The 20346-nt window shown below is 67.6% G+C and carries 22 protein-coding genes; 3 read left to right on the top strand and 19 right to left on the bottom strand.

Annotated features, from left to right (window positions below):
• Window positions 1-141 precede the first annotated feature (141 nt).
• From ACWEVR_RS21955 to ACWEVR_RS21940, 4 genes are all read right to left on the bottom strand, one after another.
• On the bottom strand, window positions 142-705 hold the full coding sequence (locus tag ACWEVR_RS21955; protein ID WP_452468491.1) for an ABC transporter permease: 564 nt from the start codon (window positions 703-705) through the stop codon (window positions 142-144).
• Window positions 706-733: 28 nt separating this feature from the next.
• Window positions 734-1768, bottom strand: a complete 1035-nt coding sequence (locus tag ACWEVR_RS21950) for a medium chain dehydrogenase/reductase family protein (protein ID WP_452468490.1) — start codon at window positions 1766-1768, stop codon at window positions 734-736.
• Window positions 1769-1841: 73 nt separating this feature from the next.
• The gene (locus tag ACWEVR_RS21945; RefSeq protein WP_452468489.1) at window positions 1842-2411 is read right to left on the bottom strand and encodes a TetR/AcrR family transcriptional regulator; all 570 of its coding nucleotides are present in this window, start codon (window positions 2409-2411) and stop codon (window positions 1842-1844) included.
• A 57-nt stretch (window positions 2412-2468) separates the two neighbouring features.
• Entirely contained in the window at window positions 2469-2981 is a 513-nt protein-coding gene (locus ACWEVR_RS21940; RefSeq protein WP_452468488.1) for an ArsI/CadI family heavy metal resistance metalloenzyme, read from the bottom strand.
• Between the two features lie 99 nt (window positions 2982-3080).
• Between ACWEVR_RS21940 and ACWEVR_RS21935 the strand changes: the two genes are divergently transcribed.
• From ACWEVR_RS21935 to ACWEVR_RS21925, 3 genes are all read left to right on the top strand, one after another.
• Entirely contained in the window at window positions 3081-3440 is a 360-nt protein-coding gene (locus ACWEVR_RS21935; RefSeq protein ID WP_181697306.1) for an Rv2640c family ArsR-like transcriptional regulator, read from the top strand.
• 149 nt (window positions 3441-3589) lie between these two features.
• On the top strand, window positions 3590-4261 hold the full coding sequence (locus ACWEVR_RS21930) for a cutinase family protein (RefSeq protein WP_452468487.1): 672 nt from the start codon (window positions 3590-3592) through the stop codon (window positions 4259-4261).
• Between the two features lie 38 nt (window positions 4262-4299).
• On the top strand, window positions 4300-4959 hold the full coding sequence (locus tag ACWEVR_RS21925; protein WP_084457009.1) for a TetR/AcrR family transcriptional regulator: 660 nt from the start codon (window positions 4300-4302) through the stop codon (window positions 4957-4959).
• A 12-nt stretch (window positions 4960-4971) separates the two neighbouring features.
• Here the strand turns inward: ACWEVR_RS21925 and ACWEVR_RS21920 are convergent, their stop codons facing one another.
• The 15 genes from ACWEVR_RS21920 to ACWEVR_RS21850 form a co-directional block, all read right to left on the bottom strand.
• Entirely contained in the window at window positions 4972-5145 is a 174-nt protein-coding gene (locus ACWEVR_RS21920; RefSeq protein WP_452468486.1) for a hypothetical protein, read from the bottom strand.
• Between the two features lie 58 nt (window positions 5146-5203).
• A complete protein-coding gene (locus tag ACWEVR_RS21915) occupies window positions 5204-6277 on the bottom strand; it encodes an oxygenase MpaB family protein (protein WP_452468485.1) in 1074 nt (357 codons plus the stop codon).
• A gap of 11 nt (window positions 6278-6288) precedes the next feature.
• A complete protein-coding gene (locus tag ACWEVR_RS21910; RefSeq protein WP_452468484.1) occupies window positions 6289-6861 on the bottom strand; it encodes a hypothetical protein in 573 nt (190 codons plus the stop codon).
• 27 nt (window positions 6862-6888) lie between these two features.
• Complete coding sequence (locus tag ACWEVR_RS21905) at window positions 6889-8085, bottom strand: MCE family protein (RefSeq protein ID WP_452468483.1); 1197 nt, start codon at window positions 8083-8085, stop codon at window positions 6889-6891.
• The gene (locus tag ACWEVR_RS21900) at window positions 8082-9161 is read right to left on the bottom strand and encodes an MCE family protein (RefSeq protein WP_452468482.1); all 1080 of its coding nucleotides are present in this window, start codon (window positions 9159-9161) and stop codon (window positions 8082-8084) included. Before ACWEVR_RS21900 ends, ACWEVR_RS21905 begins: the two co-directional genes overlap by 4 nt.
• Window positions 9158-10231 (bottom strand): MCE family protein, encoded by a 1074-nt coding sequence (locus tag ACWEVR_RS21895; RefSeq protein ID WP_452468481.1) that lies wholly within the window; start codon window positions 10229-10231, stop codon window positions 9158-9160. Before ACWEVR_RS21895 ends, ACWEVR_RS21900 begins: the two co-directional genes overlap by 4 nt.
• Complete coding sequence (locus ACWEVR_RS21890; RefSeq protein ID WP_452468480.1) at window positions 10232-11263, bottom strand: MCE family protein; 1032 nt, start codon at window positions 11261-11263, stop codon at window positions 10232-10234.
• Window positions 11260-12282, bottom strand: coding sequence for an MCE family protein (locus tag ACWEVR_RS21885; protein WP_452468479.1), 1023 nt, complete (start codon window positions 12280-12282; stop codon window positions 11260-11262). The genes ACWEVR_RS21890 and ACWEVR_RS21885 overlap by 4 nt, the downstream gene beginning before the upstream one ends.
• A gap of 1 nt (window position 12283) precedes the next feature.
• Window positions 12284-13669 carry an MlaD family protein gene (locus ACWEVR_RS21880; RefSeq protein ID WP_452468478.1) on the bottom strand — a complete coding sequence of 462 codons (1386 nt, stop codon included), beginning with the start codon at window positions 13667-13669 and terminating at the stop codon, window positions 12284-12286.
• 10 nt (window positions 13670-13679) lie between these two features.
• Window positions 13680-14540, bottom strand: coding sequence for an ABC transporter permease (locus ACWEVR_RS21875; protein WP_452468477.1), 861 nt, complete (start codon window positions 14538-14540; stop codon window positions 13680-13682).
• A gap of 1 nt (window position 14541) precedes the next feature.
• Window positions 14542-15399 carry an MlaE family ABC transporter permease gene (locus ACWEVR_RS21870; protein WP_452468476.1) on the bottom strand — a complete coding sequence of 286 codons (858 nt, stop codon included), beginning with the start codon at window positions 15397-15399 and terminating at the stop codon, window positions 14542-14544.
• 239 nt (window positions 15400-15638) lie between these two features.
• Window positions 15639-16547, bottom strand: coding sequence for a TAXI family TRAP transporter solute-binding subunit (locus ACWEVR_RS21865; RefSeq protein WP_452468475.1), 909 nt, complete (start codon window positions 16545-16547; stop codon window positions 15639-15641).
• A gap of 64 nt (window positions 16548-16611) precedes the next feature.
• Window positions 16612-18084 carry a sensor histidine kinase gene (locus tag ACWEVR_RS21860; protein ID WP_452468474.1) on the bottom strand — a complete coding sequence of 491 codons (1473 nt, stop codon included), beginning with the start codon at window positions 18082-18084 and terminating at the stop codon, window positions 16612-16614.
• Between the two features lie 16 nt (window positions 18085-18100).
• Window positions 18101-18760, bottom strand: coding sequence for a response regulator transcription factor (locus tag ACWEVR_RS21855; RefSeq protein ID WP_357145058.1), 660 nt, complete (start codon window positions 18758-18760; stop codon window positions 18101-18103).
• 46 nt (window positions 18761-18806) lie between these two features.
• Complete coding sequence (locus ACWEVR_RS21850; protein WP_452468473.1) at window positions 18807-20168, bottom strand: MFS transporter; 1362 nt, start codon at window positions 20166-20168, stop codon at window positions 18807-18809.
• Between the last annotated feature and the right edge of the window lie 178 nt (window positions 20169-20346).

The following is a 20346-nucleotide window of genomic DNA, read 5'->3' as shown; positions in this document are numbered from 1 at the left end:
CGGTTTCAGCAGTACGCGAGCGATTATGGACCACATTTCGATGTCTCATGAGCGGCCGCGATCGTGTATACAGTGAGAAGGGGAAGAGAAACGCGGCAAACCGCCGCCGAGCCGGGGCTCGACGACGGCCAAACGCTTGATTCAAGCAGCGACAGCGCGGCGACGGGGTTCGAGTGCGGCCGCGACCAGATAACTGCCACCACCGGCCAGCGCCAGCACCCAATACGGGCTCGCACCCGTCAGGAACAGTGCCGCCGAGGACGTCAACGCCAGCCACGCACCGAGCGCGTACTGCAGCACGTCGCGGTAAGCGGCACCACCGGCGAGGTACAGCAGGCCGACGACGAGTCCGGAACCGGTGGGCCACAACAGCATTCGCACGTTGTCGTCGGTCAGCGCCGAACTCAGCGCCGTGATGACGAAGAACAGTGCTCCGAAACCCACCAGCCACGACGCGGCGAGCAGATTGCCGACCACCGCCTCGGCCCCGGTGGCGCCGCGCTTGGCGCGCATCGTGACCACACTGGTCACCACCATCGTGATCAGCAGGCCACCGACCAGCAGTGCGCCCGGCACCGCGGCGGGCAGCCGCACGAGTGGTGAATCACCGTGGGACACGGCATAAGCGCCGTGCCCGAGCAGCCACGCGGCACCGAAACTGAGGTAGGACGGACGGTTGTCGAGCAGAACACGCAGAGCGGACATCGCAATTTCTCCAGGATCAGTGGGGTTTTCAGGACTCGGTGTCGGCGACCAGGACGACTTTGCCGACGACGGTGCGAGATTCGGCCAGCCGCATCGCTCGCCCGGCCTCCGACAGCGGCACGCGCGCACCGATCTGCGCGCGCAGCACGCCGCGCGCGGCGAGATCGAAAACGGCCGACAGGTCCTCGGCGATGCGGGCACGGAAACGCGGCAGATCGCGCTTGCCCGCCCACAGATTGAAGAAATGCGCATTGCGCTTGTTGGGCAACGCGTTCCACACCAGCAACCGGACGAGCAAACGCAGGACCGGAAGCCGCGAATTGCCCTCGTCGTCCTTGGTCGACGCGGTGCCGTAGGACACCAGGGTGCCACCGGGTGCGAGCAGTGCGAACGAATCCGCGATTCCCGGGCCGCCGATGTGGTCGAACACCGCGTCCACGCCCCCGGGTGCCAGCGCCCGGACCTGCTGACCCACATCACCGCGATAGTCCACCCACGTCGCGCCGAGCGCACGCACAGCCTCGGCATGACGCGCCGATGACGTGCCGATGACCTGAATGCCCTTCGAGCGGGCCAGCTGCACCAGTGTCGAGCCGACGCCCCCGTTGGCGCCGTGCACCAGCACGGTCTGTCCGGTGCGCGCCTTCGCGATGCGGAACAACATCTGCCAGGCCGTGATGCCGTTGACGACAAAGGTTTCCGCCGCATCGGCAGCGAGCCCGTCGGGCACCGCGACGAGATCGGCGGCGTCGAGCACGGCGTGACTGCTCCACCCACCGATCTTGGTCAGCGCGGCCACCCGCCTGCCGACCATGTCCGGCTCGACGCCGGCACCGACCGCGAGGACGTTCCCGACCAGGTCGTAGCCGGGAACGAAGGGGAAGGGCGGCTGGTCGTAGTACTTGCCGCGCCGCATCTGCTGTTCGGCGAACGAGACACCGCTCGCCGCGACAGCGACCACGGCCTGGCCGGGACCGGGGTCGGGCAACGGACGCCGGGTAATGAGCAGACCATCGGGCTCGACCCGATCGGGCAGGACGATTTCGGTGGCGATGACAGACATGGTTCTCCTAGTGTGTGACTGGTCAATCACTCGATGGGTTGAAAAAATGCCCCGCGAGGGGGCATCGGTTCGGTCAGCCGGCGTCCGGGTGTCGGATGCCCGCGGTGACGATCTTCGCCCACGGGCTGTCGTCGCCGTCGAGGCCGAGAGTGGTGATGAGGTGGCAGAGCTGGCCGAAGGCGATGAACCGCTGGACGTGCTCGTCCGCGGCGCCGGAGCGGTGTTTGGCGAGTTCGGTGATCCGGGCGAGCCCGGCGCGCATCGCCGCGCCGATTTCGGGCACCTCGGCCACCGATTGGGCGTGGACCTGCAGCATGAGCAGGCTCCGATCGCTGATCAACTGCGCATAGGCGCCGCCCATGTCGTAGAGGATCTGCTCGGGGCTGTCGCCGGCCGACTGTGCCGCACCGGCCGACATGGCCGCCGCGATCCGGTCGAAGCACCGCTCGAGCGCGGCGACGAACAGGGCGACCTTGCCGGGGAACAGCTTGAATACATAGGCAGGGGAGATCTGTGCCGTCGCCGCGACCGTACTGATCGGGGTGCCGTGGTAGCCGGTGCGGGCGAACTCGACGATCGCGGCGTCGACCACGGCGTCGCGGCGGATGTCGGATCGGGAGAGTGTTGCTCCGCTCTTGCTCATGTGAGTGACTGTACACTCACTCTTTCGAGTGCGTCAACTCCGCGAAATGTGGACTCGTCAGCTGCAGCAACTCGCGCCCGACGCCACCGCCTTCTGCTTGGCCTCGGTGCCGCAGCAGGCGCCTTCCGCCTCGGCTTCCGCTGCAGTGCCGCAGCACGCGTCGCCCTGCTCCACTTCGACGAGTTGCGGTGCGCTACCGAAGGTTTCGCTGTCGGCCAGTACGGTGTAGACCTCCCACCGCTCGGCGTCGGGCGCGCTCACCCACACCTTGTCCTGGGTGGCGAAGCAACAGGTCGTGGCAATCTGCTCCTCGGTGAACAATCCCGCCTGCGAAAGGCGCGCGATCTCGCCGTGCACCTGCTCGGACGACTCGACCTCCACGCCGAGGTGGTTGAGGCTGCCGCCCTTGCCCGCGTTCTCGATCAGCACCAGCTTGAGCGGCGGGTCGGTGACGGCGAAGTTGGCGTAGCCGGGCTTGCGCTTGGCCGGCTCGGTGGCGAACAGGGTCGAGTAGAAACGCACGGCCTGGTCGAGATCGTCGACATTGAGGGCCAGCTGAATTCGGGACATGATCGAACCTCCACTTGTGAGACATATGTCGAAGAACTTGCGAGCTCGAGTGTGCTCACCTTTTCGACATATGTCAACACCGAGTGTAGAGTCGTCGACATGCCCAAGGCGCTACCCGTGATCGATATGTCCGCTCCCGTCTGCTGCGCACCCGTGGCGGCGGCACCGGTCGACGATGCCGCCGCGCTGGAGGTGGCGTTGCGGCTCAAGGCCATCGCCGACCCGGTCCGGGTGAAACTGCTGTCATTGCTGCTCACCACACCGGCAGGGGAGAGCAATGGTGGTGACCTGGCCGCTGCCGTCGAGCTGAGCGAGTCGACCGTCTCGCATCATCTCGGGCAGTTGCGTAAGGCCGGTCTCGTCGAATCCGAGCGCCGCGGGATGAACACCTTCCACCGGGCGCGCCGCGAGGCGCTGTCCGCGCTGTGCACGGTGCTCGACCCCAACTGCTGCAGCTGAGCCGACGGCCCCTGGAAATCGGTGGCCGAACGGTGGCGTGGTCGTTGCATTCGGTGTGAACCGGGCCGAAAGCGCGCGCCGTGCACCGATCGGCCCGGGTCGGTCCGCATACGCTCTCGACCATCGACGACCGATGCGAAGGACGAGCCGTGATCGACATACGCGCCCGCGTGGGCCTGGCACTTTCCGCCGCCGTACTGGCGGGCACCATGACCACCGTGGTGGGTGCCGCTCCCGCCAAGGCGGCGGGCTGCGTAGACGTGCACGTCGTCGCCGCGCGCGGAACCAACGAACCCGGCGGCCTGTGGAGCCAGTACTGGCTGGGCTCCGTGGTCGGCAACCCGGTGTACGCGGCCATCGATGCCGCCTTGTCGCAGTCGACGAACGCCTACCGGGTGCAGTACCCGGCCGGTTACGACCAGCCCGCCTCCGTGCAAGCAGGCAACCGCGACCTGGTCGATCACGTGGTCGAACGGGCGGCGGCCTGCCCGGATCAGAAGTTCGTGCTCGTCGGCTACTCCCAGGGCGCCAACGTGGTGGACAACTCGATCGGGATGAGCAGCGAGGGCGCCCGGGTCGGCGGCCCGATCGTGGCCACCCTGCCCGCCGAGCTGGCACCGAGGATTGCGGCGATCCTGTTGTTCGGCAACCCTATTCGTGGGGTGGGCCGTGAGGTCACCGGCGTGTACGCCGACCGCACCTACGACGTATGCAACGACAACGACCCGGTATGCGACCCGCAGGGAACGGACTGGAACGTCCACCTGCAATACCAGGGGTACGCCCAGGAAGCCGCGGCCTTCGTCGCCGCCCGGGTCTGACCCAGCGTCGACGACAGCGCGTGGGGGATGATGGTCGGGTGGGTACCGACAGCAGTTCCGAGGTTCGACCGAAGCGCCGCAACGGCCCTCGGCTGCCGCCGGACGAACGTCGAACGCAACTGCTCGACGCCGCCCTGCGGGTGGTCGGCAGCGAAGGTATCGCGAACTTGACCATGCAGGCGGTCGCCAAAGAAGCGGGCGTCGCCAAACCGGTGCTGTACGCGATGTTTCCGACCGCGCCGGAGCTGGTGGCACATCTGCTGCACCGGGAGCACTCGCGCGGAATGGCGCAGGTTTTCGCGGCGATGCCGGGTGATCTGCGCGGATCGGATCCCGACCGCGAATATGTCGGAGCGGTCATGGCCTTTCTCGAATCGGTGGCGGCGGCGCCGACGCGTTGGCGCCTGATTCTGATGCACAGCGACGGCGCCCCCGCCGATTACCGGGAATTGCTCGCTGCCGCCCGCGACAAATTGCTCGACCAGTGTGTGGACCTGCTGAACGCGGGTTTCGCGGTGCGCGGCGGACCACACGATGCCGATGTGGAGCTGATCGCCCATGTCATGCTCGGTTTCACCGAGGTGCTCGGCAGGATGGTGCTCTCGGACCCGCAACGTTTTCCACCCGAACGACTGCGCGCCACCGTCCGTTCCATGGTGCGGACCCTGCCCCAGGAGCCGAGCACCGACTCCCGGTGATTTCGCGGACTTCTACCGCAGATCGATGTCGGCGACGAGCAGTACCGGCCAGGCGATCACCTGGCCGAGGATCGAGAAGAATCGGTCCAGCCCGGACAGCTCGCCGAGGTGATCTCGATGCGAGAGCAACCACACCAGCCCGATCGCGACATAGGGGATGCCACCCGCGATTGCCAGGTACGTCATCTGACGGATACTGAGCCGGCGTTCCATGAGTTTCGTGAGCACGTGTTCTCTCCTTCGTTCAGGCCATGTCGCCGAGGATCGGCTGCGATTCGATGAGCCCCTCGTCCGAGGGCGGGAGTCCTCTGCTCAACACGCGATCGCGCTGCTTGCGGCGGAGTGCGTGATGGGCTCGAGCGGGGATGTCGTATCCGTATGTCCGCTGTGCTTGCCGCGGTGTGGTCGTCACCGGGTTCTTCGGCGGTATGCCGAGCAGGACCGGCCCCGCGACCGGCACCGTCGTCGGCGAGATCAGTTGCAGCAGAATCAGTTCGAGCCGGGCGTTGAAGCTGATGAGGGTCATCGCCGCGCTGAGCCATGGCACGACGAGTGCGTCGAGAACCCGCCCGGTCGGCAGGCCCGCCATCTCCCGCATCCACCGCGGCATCGTCGCCAGCGTGCCGCGTCGCAGGAAGGCCGCCACGAGCTTGAACATCGGACGCAGTACCAGCGGCATCGGCGGCAGCATCACCTCGGCGTCGAGCAGGTGATTCATCGCCTTCTTCGCGATGTCGGATCCGATCAGCTGCGGGCGCATACGTTCGAAATACTGGGCGACGCCCTCGCGGGTGCGGGGAATATCAGCCGGGTCACAGGTCTGCAGTTCCGCGGCACGGGCGCACTCGTGCCAATACCGCGATTCGTCCGCCGCGCTGAGCCGTCCGGGGCCGTATTTCTCGTAGGCGATCAGGAGCGAATGCCATGCGGTCAGATGAATCCACAACTGCGAATCCGGATCGTTGGCGTCGTAGTGCCGACCGGTCACCGGATCGATCCCGACAGCCTTGGAGTGGATCTTGACCAGAATATCGGCCGCGCTGACCGTCGACCGGCTGTCGGCGAACATCACCATGGCGAAATAGCGCAGCGTGCGGTCGTAACGAGTGCGCGGGCGCGTATAGATAGCACTGGTCGCATCGACAGCCGCGATGAGGTTCGGATCGAGTTCCTCGATGACGACCGCGCGTTGGAAACCGATCGTCAATCCGGTCGGGTAACTCCATACCCGCCATGCGACGGATTCGGGTCCGAAGAAGCCGTAGTCCTCGGCCGGTTCCACCTCGGGCAGTGAAAACCAGGTTCGCAAAGAGCCCATGTGGCCCTCCTTCATCGTGTGAGCAACGGAGTACTGAGTTCGCTGACCAGCCAGCGGTCGGTGTCCCTGCGCAGCGACATGTTCACCGAGAGCTGGCCGGGAGCGGGCGTGCCTCGGGTGCCGAGGCTGGTGATGGTCTGATTGATGACGGCCACGGCCCGCGCGGTGGTCTCGTCGGCGGACTCGATGGCGCAGGTGACGTTGCCGACGGTGGAGACGACCTGGCCCTGCACGAGCACCTCACGCAGATCCTTGCTGGTGGCATCGAATTCGGTGCGCCAGGCGCCGGTGGCCCCTGCCAGCACCGCGGCGAAAAAGGTGTCGAGGTCCTTGGCGTCGTAGCTGGCCAGGGTGGGGGCGTAGGCGCAGGCGGCCTGGAGCGCGGCGTCGCGGGCCTGCTCGCGGGCACGGATGCGGTGATTGTCCACGGCGAGCGATGTCGCGATCGCGACGGCGCCGATCGCGGTGACCGCTGCTGCCGGAAACAGAATGCGGCGCAGTGTGTTTCGCCGAGGTTCGGTAACCGGCGCGGAACTCTCCGGACTCGGGTCGTCGGCGAGTGGGTTGTCGGGTTCGGTTGTCATACGAGGATTCCTTTGCGTGGGTAGGAGTCAGTTGGCGGGCAAGGGGACGGACAACTCGTCGCCGGTGACTCCGGGTGGCGGGCCCGAACCGTTGTCGGGCCCGGCGGGGCGCGGCGCGTTCGCCGACCCGCGGATCTGCAGTTCGGGGTGGTCGGTGACGCAGTAGTTGTAGAGGCGGGTGCGGCCGTCGGAGACCTCGGCAGGGGAGACCGGGACGGTCTCGTACTCACAGGTGGGGCGCGGCCAGATGTCGGCCATGGTGTGAAAAGCGTTGTCGTGGGCGGGGATTCCCAGTGCGATCACCGCGGTGCGCAAGGAGGGGAACAATGCCGTCATGGCCGGCGTGCGCAGGCGGGCCGCGCGGGTGATGGCGACGAAATTGGTGACCAGGCTGGTCAGCGGGTCACCGGTCTCGGTGAGAACACCGTCGAGTGTCGCGAGCCGGTCCGGCCCCTGGTCGAGGAGTTCGCGCACTTCGTGGTCGGCGGCGTTCATCTGGTCGAACAGCGTGCTCGAACCCCGCACCAGAGTGGCGAGGTCGGGCTGGGCGTGTGCGGTGGTGGCGGCGATGACGCTCAGGTTGCGGATCAGTTCGGTGGTCTGGGGCAGCAGCTCGGCGAGTCCGGCCGTCGCCTGGCTCAGGCCACTGATCACACTGCGCAGCACCTGGGGGCCGCCACGCAACGCGCGGTCGAGTTCGTCGACGATCGCGGTGAGCCGGTCCGGATTCATCCCGGCGATGAGGGCGCCGGTGTTGTCCAGGAACGAGTCGATCGTCACCGGCGTGCTCACCTGGTCGGCGGGCACGGTCGCCCCGTCGGCGAGATAGGGCGCCTCGCCGGTGACGGGCCGGAAATCGAGGTACTGCTCGCCCGCCGCCGACAGGCGACTCACCGCCACCGGCGTGCCGACGGGAATCAGTGCGGCACTGTCGATTACGGTCTCGGCGAGGACGCCCGACTCGTCGATGCGGATCGCGCGCACCGACCCGACCTCGACCCCGCGCACCGTGACGTTGCTGTGGGGGAGCAGTCCGCCGGAGCTGTCGAGCTGGACGCGCACGGTGTAGGTGGTGTGCAACGGCCGCACACCGATCACATCGATGGCGATGTAACTCGAGCCCACCGCCAGCATGGCGACCATGCCCAGCACGCCTCCCATGGTCTTGTGGTCGTGCGCCCAGCGGGCCAGCCGGACGACGACAGTGGCGGTCCACCCGATCATCGGTGACCCCCTTGCAAGCGGCCGAGCACCCGCGCGAGCACCTGGGCAAGGCTGCCGACGAAGGCAGTGACGTCGGTGCCGTCCGGCAACCGGCTGCCCTCGGTGTCGGTGAGGGCGCCGACGTCGAGGTACGAGATGCGTGCGGCCACGGCGAGACTCGACCCGCGCATCGAAGCCCGTGCCACCGGGGCCACCGTATTGAGCCGGTCCAAGGTGGTGGCCAGGTCGTCCCCCATCCGGGTGAAGCCGCTCATCAGTTCCTGCACACTGTCGAACAGGCTCAGAAACTGCGGGCCGGTGGTCGAGGTGAAATCGCCGAGCGCGGCGGTCACCGTCGACACCTTCGTCGTGAGATCGGTGATGGCGCGGTTGTTCTCGCCGATCACCCCGATCAGTTCCGGGAAGGTGTCGGCGGCCCGACCGAGTTCGGTCTTGCGTGCCCGCAGGGTGGTGGTGAGCCCGTTGAGACCGTGCAGAACCGAATCGAGCTGCGCGGTACGCTGATTCAGCGCGGTGAGCGTCGCGGTGAGTTCGGTGAGCAGGTGCGACAACTGCGGGCCTCGTCCGCCGACGATGGCGGCGAGCTCGGAGGTGATCCGCGCGACTTGATTCATCGCGCCGCCGTCGAGCAGCAGCGACATCGCGGTCATCAGCTCCTCCACCGAGGCGCCCGCCGAGGTGTGCTCGCGGTCGATGACATCACCGTCGGTGAGCAGCGAGTTGCCGGGACGGTGCTGCGGCAACACGATGGCGACATGGAGGTCGCCCAGGGGAGTAGGTTGTCGCAATTCCGCGCGGGTGCCGTGCGGTAACGCGATATCGCGGCGCAGTTCGAGTTCGACCTCGGCGCGGAAGTTCGTCGTCTCGATCCCGGTCACCACGCCGACGTCGGTGCCGCCGATCTTGACCCGTGCGCGCTCAGGCAGGTTGAGCGCGTCGTCGAAGACCGCGTGCAACCGGTAGGAGGGCCCGTCGACACCGGGACGGGGCAGTGGGACGTCGTCGACGGTGACCGTGCACGAGCAAACGCCGAGGGCGGTGAGCGCGGCGGCCGTGACGCGTGCGGTCCGGCTCATGCGGTGAGTCCCAGCAGTGCGGCGGTCAGACCGAAGTCGGGCCCGAAGTCCATCAGTTTGCCGGTCCGGCAGCCGTCGGAGCGCAGGGACAACCGAGCGCACAGCAGCGCGAGAGCTTCGCTGTCGAGCACGGACTTGTCGGTGAGCAGGTGCAACCGCAGGGCCCGCTGTTCCGGGTTGACGGCGCGCGCGAAATTGTCGGCCATCAGGGGCGTCACATCGATGATCTCGGTGAGTCCGCGTGCGTTGTCCCGCATCTGGCCGGTGATGGCGACCAGGCGGTTCACCGCGTCGGTGAGCGGGGTCTGGTTGTCGGCCAGGACGGTGGAGGTGTTGGCGATGAAATCGTTCACCTGGGTGAGGACCGCGCCCAGCCCCGGAGCCTGCTCTTCGAGCAGCGCGACCAGTTCGGTCAGCCGACCGCTGAAATCTCGCACCGTCCGGTCGTTTCCGGCGATCATCGTGGTGAGGTCGTTGAGTTCGACGATGGTGCGCGAGATCTGGTCGCTGTTGGCCAGCGACACGTCGAAGGTGGTCGCCAGCGCGTCGAGGGTCTCGCGGATCCGGTCTCCGTTGCCGTCGAGCACCGGGAACAACACCCGGCTGGCCATCGGGCCGTTCGCGCTGTCACCCTTCAACGCGTCGCCGAGCTGTTCGAAATTGCGCAGGATACGGTCGAGTTCGACCGGTGTCCTCGTCCTGGCCAGCGGGATGTGGGCGCCGTCGGCCAGGGGCGGTCCACCGCCGGTGCCCGCCGGGGTCAACTCGACGTGTCGGTTGGTGATGAGCTGCGGCGAGACCAGCGCCGCCTTGACGTCGGCGGGCAGTTCGATGCCTGGCTCGATGGTCATCGCGACCTCGACGAACGCCCCCTTGGGCGCGATCGCGTCGACCCGTCCGACCGGGACACCGAGGACCGCTACGTCGTTGCCGACGAACAAGCCCGCGGTGCTTTCGAAGTCGGCGGTGAGGTGGACGGCATCCGGTTGTAGCGACACCGGAATCGAGGAACAGCCCGCACCGATCCCGGTAGTGATCACCAGCGCGAGGCATTGGAGCAGTCGTCGCATCTACTTGCACCCTTCGACGGCGCCGGCCAGACACAGCCAGTTGTCCGGGAACAGCCACGGCATGTAGATGTCGCCGTAGGGTCCCTGCGCGAACGTGTTGTTGAATTGGCGAACGGCTACCGGCATCACCTGGTACAGCGCGGCGAGGTGGTCGCGGTTCTTCTCCAGGCCCTGTGACATCGTGTTCAGGCTCTGGATGAGCGGGCCGAGTCTCCCGCCGTCCTCGATGCCCATGTCCTGCAAGATCTTCGACGCGGCGGCGATGTTGTCGAGCAGATCTGCGATCAGGTCGCGGCGGCGGCTGACGGCGGCGCCGATCGCCTCGCCTTTCGTCAGCAGCTCGAGCACGCTGTTCTGGTTGTCGGCGATCAGACCCGACACCTGGTCCATGCTGTTCAGCAGTTGGTCCACCTCGTCGCGCCGGGAGGCGATCACCCGGGCCAGCGCGCCGACGCTGTCGAGTGCCTGCGCGGTGAGGTGCGGTGAATCGCCCAACTGGGTGGCCACCGTGTCCAGGCTCGCGCGCAACGCGTTCGGATCGAGCCGTTCGAGATGCTCGAAAGAATTGCGGTAGGTCGGGTCGTTCACGACCTTGGCCAGGTTGTAGGGAACGGTGGTGGCCGACAACGGGATACGGGCATCGGGCAGCTCGCCGCCGGTGCCCGGGTCGAGCTCGACGTGCATCTTCCCGAGAATGGTCGACATCTTGATCGCAGCCTCGGCGTCGTGGCCGAGGCCGAGGTCGGGGCGCACGCTCATCGTGACCAGCACGCGGTCGCGTTCCAGTCGTACCGAAGTGACCGTGCCGACTTCGATCCCGGCTACATCGACGCTGTTGCCGGTGCGAAGACCGGCCGCCTGGGCGAATTCGGCCCGCAGGGTCGCCTCGCCCAGATGCGCACGAGACAGCAGCCCGGATCCGAGGACCACCGCTGTCACCGTCACCCCTGCCGCGATGCCCAGCGAGAAGTTCCGGTTGCCGAACGCGTCGACCAGGGTCGTCCGGATCAGCTGGAACAGGAATCCGATCATCGACAGACCTCCGAGTGCGCGTTGCCGCCGACCTGGGAGAGCACGCCGCGGGGGAACAGCACACCCCACAGCGAGACATCGAGGTTGCAGACATAGGTGTTGACGTAGGTGCCGTTGCCGCTGATCCGGGCGAGCCCGGACATGATCAGCGGTAGTTCGACGGCCGCCTGGTCCAAGCGGGCGCCATTGGTGAGCAGCAGATCCACGCCCGCGACGGCCTGCCGCTGTGCCTGCGCCATTCCCGGGGCCACGCGAGCGATGAGATCGGTGAGTTTCGTCGTCGATTCGGCGATCCCGGTGACCGCCCCACTGAGCACCGCGCCCTGTTCGTGGAGCCCGGTGACCAGGGCGCGCGACTGGGCGATCAACGTTTCCAGCTCGCCGCTGCGATGAGCCAGGCTGGTGATGACATCGCTGAGGTTGCTGATCACCGCGCCGAGGATCTCGTCGCGCTCGGAGAAGGTGGCTGCCAGTGCGGCGGCCTGAGTGATCAGCGCCGACAACGACACTCCGTCGCCTTGCAGCGCCTGCACGAGGGTTTCCGACAGCGAGTTCACGTCGTCGGGTTGCAGCAGGCTGAACAACGGCTCGAAGCCCGACAGCATGGTCGAGACGTCGAAGGAGGACTCGGTGCGTTCCAAGGGGATCGAGCCACCGGCGGGCAGCGGTTCGCCCGGCGATTCGCCCGGAGTCAGTGCCACATAGCGCTGGCCGATCAGATTCTGATAGCGGATCAGCGCTTTCGTGGTGGTGCTCAGCTGTTGCCGCGACTGCACGGACAAGGTCACCCTGGCGTGCTTGCGGTCGACCAGGTCGATCGCGTCCACCCGGCCGATCCGCACACCGGCGATCCGCACGTCGTCGCCGGTACGTAAACCGAGCACATCGGTGAAGGTCGCACTGTAGCGGTGGGTGTCACCGGAGACCGAGCGCTGCAACGTCGACCAGATCGTGAAGGTCGCGATCACGGACAGGGTCACGAAAACAGCGAGCCCGAGATGGGTTGTGCGGGGGCGCATATCAGTGTCCTCCCGAGGGCTTGGGTGTGGCTGTGACGGTCGCGCCGGTGAGCACGGAGCCGAGTAGAAGCAACTGTGTGGTGTTCGGGCGTGCGCCCAGGAACCCGGCCACCGCCGCGGGTCCGGTGAGGGCGATCGGTCCGGCGGCCGGTGGGGAACCGGGCGGTGCGGTGAGGCCGGGGATCGCCGCACCGGGCAGCGACAGGCCGGGGACGGGCGGCAAGGCCGGGAAGCCGGGCACCACCGGGCTGGGTGCGGGTCCGGCGGCTGGAAGGTGGCCGGGCCGCAGCTGCGGTGGAAAAATCTGTGCCGCAGGAGAATCAGGAATTGTCGCGGTATCGCATCGCGGACCTGCTTGGCTGCCGTAGCGGGGGCAGTCGGCAGCTGTGTACTGGCGGAACGGTGTGAACGAGACGGTGATGTCCCACTGCATCTGTCTACTGGGACCCCAGTGGAACACCGTGGCGAGCCGGCTGAGCGAATCACCGAGCGCGGTAACGGTTTCCGTCATCGCCGCCGGATCGGCAGCGAGGGCACCGAAAGTCGCGTCCAGTCCGACCACGAGTTCCTTGCCCGCATCGGGGTTGCGCGCGAAGAGCGCCTGGGTGGCGGCGGTTGCCGCCTCCGCCGCGGTGAGCAGTTCGATGACCTGATCGCGGCGCGCGGTGATGGTCTGCGCCGTCTGGACCGACTTGCCGAGGGCGTCGGCGAGTTCCGGCGCCGACTGGTTCACCGCGGCAGTGGCTGCCCCGAGATTCCCGAGCAGCTCACCTATTCCGGGCAGGGCGCGTACCTCGGTGATCCACCGGTCGAGACGTTCGATCGTCGAACCGGGCAGCCGGGCGTCACCGTCGAGCGCTTCGGCCAGAGTGGCGAGCACCCGGGCAAGCGTGGCGGGCTGCACGCGGTCGAGCACATCGCGCAGGGTGGTCAGCGTCGTCTGTAGCGCCACCGTGGCCCGACCGGTGTCCTGCTCGATCACCGCTCCGGCGTGCAAGGGTGTGGTGGCCGGCCCGTTGTCCACGAGTTCGATCGCTGTGACGCCGAAGATATTGGCCGGAACGACCCGCGCCGTCACAGTGGCCGGGATCCCGGCGGCGGCATCCGGTTCCAGCTCCAGGTCCACGCGTTGCCGAAGACCTTGCTCGGCGATCTCCACCGCGGACACCGAGCCGACCAGCAGTCCGCGAAAGCGCACATCGGCGCGCGCGGGCAGTCCGTCGCCGGTGCTCGTCATGAGGGCGGTCACCGCGACGGTGTCCTCGAAGTGTCCGCTGTATCGCAGCCCGAGCAACGCGACCACCCCGGACAGGCTCAGCGTCATCGCCACCCCGGCCGCGCCGAGTCGCCGACGCGACCAGCCGCGCCCACTGGGATCTGGATACATGTCGTTTCCCCTATCCCGAGATCCGGATACCGGAGTCGACGCCCCAGATAGCCAGTGTGAGAAGCAGATTCAGGAAGACGACGACGATGATCGTCACCTTGATGGCTCGCCCGGCCGCGACGCCGACGCCTTCCGGTCCGCCGGCGGCGATGTAGCCGAAGTAGCACTGGACGAACGTGGCGACGAGCACGAACGCGACCGCCTTGAGCACCGAGTAGACGATGTCACCCGGGTCGAGGAACTGGTGGAAGTAGTGGTCGTAGGTGCCGATGCCGTTGCCGCCGAGGAAGATCGCGGTGATCTTGGTGGTCAGGTACGCGGTGGCCATGCCGACGGCGTACAGCGGCAGAATCGCGACGGCGGCGGCCAGCATGCGAGTGGTGATCAGGTAGGGGAGGGGGCGGATGGCCATCGACTCGAGCGCGTCGATCTCCTCGGCGATCCGCATCGACCCGATCTGTGCGGTGAATCGGCAACCCGCCTGGGCGGCGAACGCGATGGTCGCCAGGAGCGGGGCCAGCTCCCTGGTGGTGGCAAAACCCGAGATCGCGCCGGTGAGCGGGCTCATCGTCAACAGATCGAGCGCGGTGTGCGATTCCATGCCGACGGTGACGCCCCCGAAACCGCACAGGATCACGATCACCCCGGCGGTGCCACCACCGACGACCAGTGCGCCGTTGCCCCAGGTGACATCGATGATCAACCGTGTGACTTCTCTTCGGTAGTGCCGCAGCACGAACGGAACGGCGAGCAGCGCTCGCACGAAGACGACGCCCTGGTGGCCCATCCGCACGTTCGCCTCGACGACCGGCGTTGTCGCTGTTCTCGCCGCCTGGAACGGACGCAGCAGGGGTGGCGTGTAATTCGACATCTCAGAGCACCTTGGACGGCAGCAGGGTGTTGTAGATCTGGGTGAGCGCGATATTGGCCGCGAAGAGCACGATCGCCGAACTGACCACCGCGGAGTTCACCGCGTCGGCGACCCCGCCGGGGCCGCCTTTGGTGTTCAGACCGCAATCACAGGCGATGATCGCGGTGAGCGCGCCGAACACCGCCGCCTTCACCAGCGCGACCAGCAGGTCGCTCGCGACGGCGAACGAGGCGAACGTACTGAGGTAGGAGCCGGGCGTGCCGTCCTGGACGAAGATGTCGAACAGGTAGCCGGTGGCGAAACCGATGAACACGACGAACCCGCACAACAGCATGCTCACCAGCACCGCCGCCAGCAGTCGTGGTGCTACGAGCCTGCGCACCGGGTCGACGCCCATCACCCGCATCGCGTCGATCTCCTCCCGGATCGTGCGGGATCCCAGATCCGCGCAGATCGAGGAGCCGACCGCACCCGCGATCATCAGCGAGGTGACAAGTGGGGCGCCCTGCCGAATGATGCCGAGGCCGTTGACGGCACCGATGAACGTGGTGGCCCCGACTTGGCTGACCAGGGCGCCGATCTGGATCGAGACGATCGCGGCGATGGGTATGGCAACCAGGAGTGTCGGAGTGGCTGAGACAGTTGCCATAAATGAGCTCTGCCGCAGGAATTCGGCCAGTGGAAAACGGCGATTGCCGAGCGCTCGGACCAGCTCTGCGATGGCTTGCCAGGCCATGCTGACCTGTCGTCCCGCGGTCTCTGTCGCGCGTCGCGGATGGTTGCGCCACCAGTCCAGGCAGAAGGAGACGATGAGGTCGAAATCAGTTGGTGTGCTGGTTGATGCAGTTTTCGAGCCCATCGCAACCGCCTCTGTGTGAATGCGGTGGTGGACTCGTGCGACCACTACCGGCGAGATTTCTACTTCGGTGTAGGTGTATTACTACGCGACCGTAGTTTTCTGTCTGGGACTGTAGCAAGAGGTGGTCGTGACTGTCGAGGAAATCGAGGCATCCCGGCTTCGCTCGGATGAGTGCGATGGTGCGGCGTACCGGGCAGCAGTAGGGCAACCCGCACGAGCAACGTGCCGGGGACGGCCGGTCAGCCGTGCCAGCGGCGGTAGACCTCGGCGGCGGCGGAGTGCAGGGGGACGGTGCCCGTGCCGATGAGGAAACGGCCGTCGAGGAATTGGGTGCCCGCAGCCTCGGCGGGGACCAGGGCATCGGCGTGCCAGAGGAGCAGTTCGACGATGGCGGCGGCTGTTTCGTCGGGCAGGGTCGCGGTGGCGAGAAGCAGGTTGGTGACGCCGATGGTGTGGACGGCGGGGCTGCCCGGGTAGGCGTCGGCGGGGATGGCGACGTGGTCGTAGACGGGGCCGTACTTTGCGCGCATAGGTGCGACCAGCGCGCCGAGGTCGAGCAGCCGCATCGGATCGGGCACAGTGAGGGCGGCGGTCGGTACGCCGCCTGCCCACAGCAAGGCGTCGATGGCGCCGTCGGTCAATGCCCGGGTGGCTTCGCGCAGGGGGCGATGTTCGATCACCACGTCGGCGGCCGGGTCGAGGCCTGCCGCGGTCAGAAGGCGCGCACCGGTCACCGCGGCACCCGAACCGGCCGCACCGAGGTTCACCCGTCGGCCACGCAGGTCGGCTACCTGTTCGATACCGCTGTCGGCACGGACCGCCAACTGCAGGTAGTTCTCGTACACGCGGCCCAACGCCACTACCCGGCCGCCGAAGTCGCCGACCGAATCCGCCAGCGCCAATGCGGTTTCGACCTCGCCGTCGGAGATCATCCGCAGATTCTGTTGGGAGCCCGCGGTTTCGACCGGCTCGATCCGGACGTGGTCTGTTTCGTTCGCGGCCGCGTCTGCCAGCAGCCGGGCGAAGGCGAAATAGAAGCCGCCGTCCTCGCCGGAGGCCAAGCGCACTGTCGACCGGTCGCCCGTGCCGCAGCCGAAGAGCGCCGCGGAGGCGAGCGCGGCCAGCGCGAGCATCCGACGACGCGTCATCGGCGCCGCGCCGCTCACCGGGTCACCGCCTGCATCGGACAGTGCCTGCTCAGCACCGCGCCGCTCATCGAAGTACCGCTGGTAGCCGGAGCGCCACGGCGAGGCCGTGTGGCCGCACCGCCTCCACCGCCAGTTCGCCACCGTGCGCTCTGGCCAATGCCTGCGCGATCGAGAGTCCGAGCCCGGTGCCGCCCGGGACAGCCGTGGTGCCGCGGAAGAAGCGGGTGGTGAGTTTGTCGAGTTCCTCCGGTGCGACACCGATCCCGTCGTCGGCGACCCGCACCGTAACCCAGCCCGGCTCGGCCTCGATGGTGACGCGGGTGTGCGCACCGGCACCCGCGTATCGGCGAGAATTGCTCAGCGCCACATCGAGAATCTGCGCCAGCGCCGCCGAGCTGATCGCCGCGGACACCGCCCCGCCGCCTAGTGCCGAAACCTGAGCGGTCCCACCGGACGCACCACTCGAATCCAGCGGCTGAACGCGAGGAGCCGACCGTGGGACCGCCGCCAACTGAACGCCCGCCTCCTGGAACGCCGATACCCACGCATCGATGCGGTCGGCGACGACCTGCGCCGGATCGCACTGTTCCTCCTCGGAAGCGGCGGTCCCGAACGACGCGGGTGCTTCCGCCACGGCCAGGTCCAGCAGATCATCCAGCAGCGCGGTCAACCGTTCCACCTCCGCGGTGGCGCCGCGAAAAGTCGCCGACGCAGTGTCGGGCACGGCGAACTCGAGTGAGTCCAGTCGAATCATCAAAGCAGCCAAGGGATTACGCATCGCGTGGGCGGTATCGGCGACGAGTTGACGTTGCGCGTCGGCGGAGTCGCCGACCGCGGTGGCCATGGCGTCGACGGACTCGGCCAGCGCGCGAACCTCGGGCGGGCCGCCGTAGTTCCTGGTGATCGGTGCGCGCCCGCGCGGCTTGGGCAGGGTGGCGGTGAGCTCGGCGACGGCGTCCGACATCGCGGCCAGCGGACGCAGCACCCAGCGGCTCAGAACGAGCGCCAACAGCATGAAGCCGATCATCGCGCCCAACCCGCCGACCGCGATCACAGCCCAGGTCCTGGCGATAGCGGCACGAGCCGCCGCGGTCGACGCCTCGATCACGACGGCGCCGTTCACCTGCACGCCGGTGCCGACGGGGCGCGCGACGAGCATGACCGGTGCGCTCCACGGCGTGAGCCGATCCTGGTGCTGGGGACGCTGGTTGCGCCGCGCCGCCGCCAGTGCCGCGCTGATGCGCGAATCGGTCACCACCACACCGGCATTCACGATCGGCGCGCCCCGCGCGTCGACGACGAGCACATTTTCGCCGTACAGCTCGTGATAGCGGTGCACCTCGTCGGCGAGCGCGCGCACCCCGTCGGGGGAACCGGCCCCGTCGGCGAGGGTGGCGAAACGGTCGGCGTCGCCGGAACGGCCGAGCACCAGCTGCTGGGTGCGGCTGGTGGCGGCGGTGAGTGACAGCGGCACCGCGAAGGCCAGCACCGCCAGCGCGGCGAACACGGTGAGGACGATCAGCAGTCGGCGGCGCACGCGCCTCCTCCGGTGATCACTGCCCCCACCGATACCCGTAGCCGCGAATGGTGGTGATCAGTCCCGGCCGGTTCAGTTTGGCGCGCAACCCGGTCATGTGGACGTCGAGGGAGCGGGAGACGGCGACGAACGCGTCGCCCCAGATGCGGTCCATCAGCTGCTGCCTGCTCACCGCCGCACCCGGTCGCTCCACGAGCGCCTCGACCAGCTCGAATTCCTTCTGGGTGAGCGAGACCGGGGTTCCGCCCACCTCGACCGTGCGGGCGCGCAGGTCGACGCGCACGTCCCCGGTGACGACCTCGGTTCTGCTCTGGTTGGCGACGGCGGCCGCCCGCCGCAGCACCGTCTCCAGCCGCGCCATCAGCTCCGCGATCCGCGGTGGTTTCACCACATAGTCGTCAGCCCCACCGCGCAGTCCGCGCACGATGGACCGTTCGTCGCTGCGGGCGGTCAGGATCAGCACCGGCACGGCGCTCACCTCGCGCAGTTGCCGAAGTACCTGCAGTCCGTCCGCGTCCGGCAGGCCGAGGTCGAGGAGGACGGCGTCGTAGTCGCGGTGGGCGATGAGCAGGTCGGCGCCGCGGCGCATGCGCTCGGCGCGGTAGCCGCGTGCGGTGAGCGCCTCCACCAGGGCGTCGCCCACTCCGTCGTCGTCTTCGACCACCGCAAGCCGCACGCGCCGATCCTCCCACAGGGCCTGGATCGGCGCGTGTACCGCACGGTCAGCCACGCACGGCGGCCATCGTCCGTTCCGGCTCCACCGGGTCGGCGTGGACCTCGCGTTCGGCTTCGATGGTCGACTCGGCCGAGGTCTCCCGCATGAAGTAGTACGTGAGCAGCGAGATCGCGATACACCCGGCGACGTAGAAGAAGTACAGCGACTCGAGGTCCGCCTTCTTCAGCGCCAACGCGACCATCTCGGCGGTGCCACCGAAGATGGCGACGGTCAGCGCGTACGGCAGGCCGACGCCGAGCGCGCGGATCTTGGTCGGGAACAGTTCGGCCTTCACGATCGAGTTGATCGAGGTGTAGCCGGTGACGATCACCAACGCGAGCATCATCAGGCCGAAGGCGGCCAGCGGGTTGGCGGTGTGGGCGAGTGCGGTCATGATCGGCACCGTCAGCAGGGTGCCCGCGACGCCGAAGAAGATGAGCAGCTTGCGGCGGCCGATGCGGTCGGACAGTCCGCCCGCGATCGGCTGCAGCACCACGAAGACCAGCAGTGCGACGAAGTTGATCCAGGCGACGGTGTCCTTGGAGATGCCCGAGGTGTTGATCATGAACTTCTGCATGTAGGTCGTGTAGGTGTAGAACGCCACGGTGCCACCCATGGTCAGGCCCACGACCAGCAGGCATTCGCGCGGGTACTGCAACAGCACCCGCAGCGAACCGCGCGAGCTGCTCGGGGCCGCGGCGGCGGTCTTCGTCGCGGCCTCGAACGACTCCGACTCGTCCATGCCGCGGCGCAGCAGCATCACCACGATGGCGCCGCCCGCGCCGATCAGGAACGGAATGCGCCAGCCCCAGCTGTACATCTGCTCGGCGGAGAGCACCTGCTGCAGCACGATCTGCACACCGAGCGCGGTGAGCTGGCCGGCGACCAGGGTCACGTACTGGAAGCTGGAGTAGAAGCCGCGCCGCCCCGGTGAGGCCACCTCGGACAGATACGTGGCGCTGGTGGCGTATTCGCCGCCGACGGAGAGTCCTTGCAGTAGCCGCGCCAGCAGCAACAGCACGGGCGCCGCGATGCCGATGGTCGCGAAGCCGGGGGTCACCGCGATCATCAGCGAACCGGCGGCCATCACGGTGACCGACAGGGTGAGCGCGGCGCGGCGACCGAACCGGTCGGCGTAGCGGCCCAGTGCCCACCCACCGATCGGGCGCATGATGAACCCGACCGCGAAAACCGCCGCTGTCGAGAGCAATTGGGCCGTCGGGTCGCCGTCGGGGAAGAACGCCTTCGCGAAGTACACGCTGAACGCGGCGTAGACGTACCAGTCGTACCACTCGACGAGATTGCCGATCGACCCGCGCAACACATTCGCGACGACCCGCTTCTCACCACCGACCTGTGTCGTTGTCACCTTGGACCTCCTCTTTCGGCGCGGCAGTGCGCCGTCGCAGACCACTGTGTCGGCTGTCACAGCCCCCACGGAAGCCACAACGGAGGTTCCTAACGTTCCCTTAGGACGATGCCCGCCCGGGTTCGGTCCGGACAGAAGGAAACGCCCCGAACCCGAAGGGTTCGAGGCGTTTCGTGTC

Source organism: Nocardia sp. NPDC003979 (genome assembly GCF_053605015.1).
Note: the sequence above shows the minus strand (reverse complement) of the source record. Positions and strands in the feature narration are given on the sequence as shown.

Bases quoted from the DNA above. Each gene is read 5' to 3' on its own strand.
- ACWEVR_RS21955 (WP_452468491.1), bottom strand. From the start codon at position 705: ATGTCCGCTCTGCGTGTTCTGCTCGACAACCGTCCGTCCTACCTCAGT.
- ACWEVR_RS21950 (WP_452468490.1), bottom strand. From the start codon at position 1,768: ATGTCTGTCATCGCCACCGAAATCGTCCTGCCCGATCGGGTCGAGCCC.
- ACWEVR_RS21945 (WP_452468489.1), bottom strand. From the start codon at position 2,411: ATGAGCAAGAGCGGAGCAACACTCTCCCGATCCGACATCCGCCGCGAC.
- ACWEVR_RS21940 (WP_452468488.1), bottom strand. From the start codon at position 2,981: ATGTCCCGAATTCAGCTGGCCCTCAATGTCGACGATCTCGACCAGGCC.
- ACWEVR_RS21935 (WP_181697306.1), top strand. From the start codon at position 3,081: ATGCCCAAGGCGCTACCCGTGATCGATATGTCCGCTCCCGTCTGCTGC.
- ACWEVR_RS21920 (WP_452468486.1), bottom strand. From the start codon at position 5,145: ATGACGTACCTGGCAATCGCGGGTGGCATCCCCTATGTCGCGATCGGG.
- ACWEVR_RS21915 (WP_452468485.1), bottom strand. From the start codon at position 6,277: ATGGGCTCTTTGCGAACCTGGTTTTCACTGCCCGAGGTGGAACCGGCC.
- ACWEVR_RS21910 (WP_452468484.1), bottom strand. From the start codon at position 6,861: ATGACAACCGAACCCGACAACCCACTCGCCGACGACCCGAGTCCGGAG.
- ACWEVR_RS21905 (WP_452468483.1), bottom strand. From the start codon at position 8,085: ATGATCGGGTGGACCGCCACTGTCGTCGTCCGGCTGGCCCGCTGGGCG.
- ACWEVR_RS21900 (WP_452468482.1), bottom strand. From the start codon at position 9,161: ATGAGCCGGACCGCACGCGTCACGGCCGCCGCGCTCACCGCCCTCGGC.
- ACWEVR_RS21895 (WP_452468481.1), bottom strand. From the start codon at position 10,231: ATGCGACGACTGCTCCAATGCCTCGCGCTGGTGATCACTACCGGGATC.
- ACWEVR_RS21890 (WP_452468480.1), bottom strand. From the start codon at position 11,263: ATGATCGGATTCCTGTTCCAGCTGATCCGGACGACCCTGGTCGACGCG.
- ACWEVR_RS21885 (WP_452468479.1), bottom strand. From the start codon at position 12,282: ATGCGCCCCCGCACAACCCATCTCGGGCTCGCTGTTTTCGTGACCCTG.
- ACWEVR_RS21880 (WP_452468478.1), bottom strand. From the start codon at position 13,669: ATGTATCCAGATCCCAGTGGGCGCGGCTGGTCGCGTCGGCGACTCGGC.
- ACWEVR_RS21875 (WP_452468477.1), bottom strand. From the start codon at position 14,540: ATGTCGAATTACACGCCACCCCTGCTGCGTCCGTTCCAGGCGGCGAGA.
- ACWEVR_RS21870 (WP_452468476.1), bottom strand. From the start codon at position 15,399: ATGGGCTCGAAAACTGCATCAACCAGCACACCAACTGATTTCGACCTC.
- ACWEVR_RS21865 (WP_452468475.1), bottom strand. From the start codon at position 16,547: ATGACGCGTCGTCGGATGCTCGCGCTGGCCGCGCTCGCCTCCGCGGCG.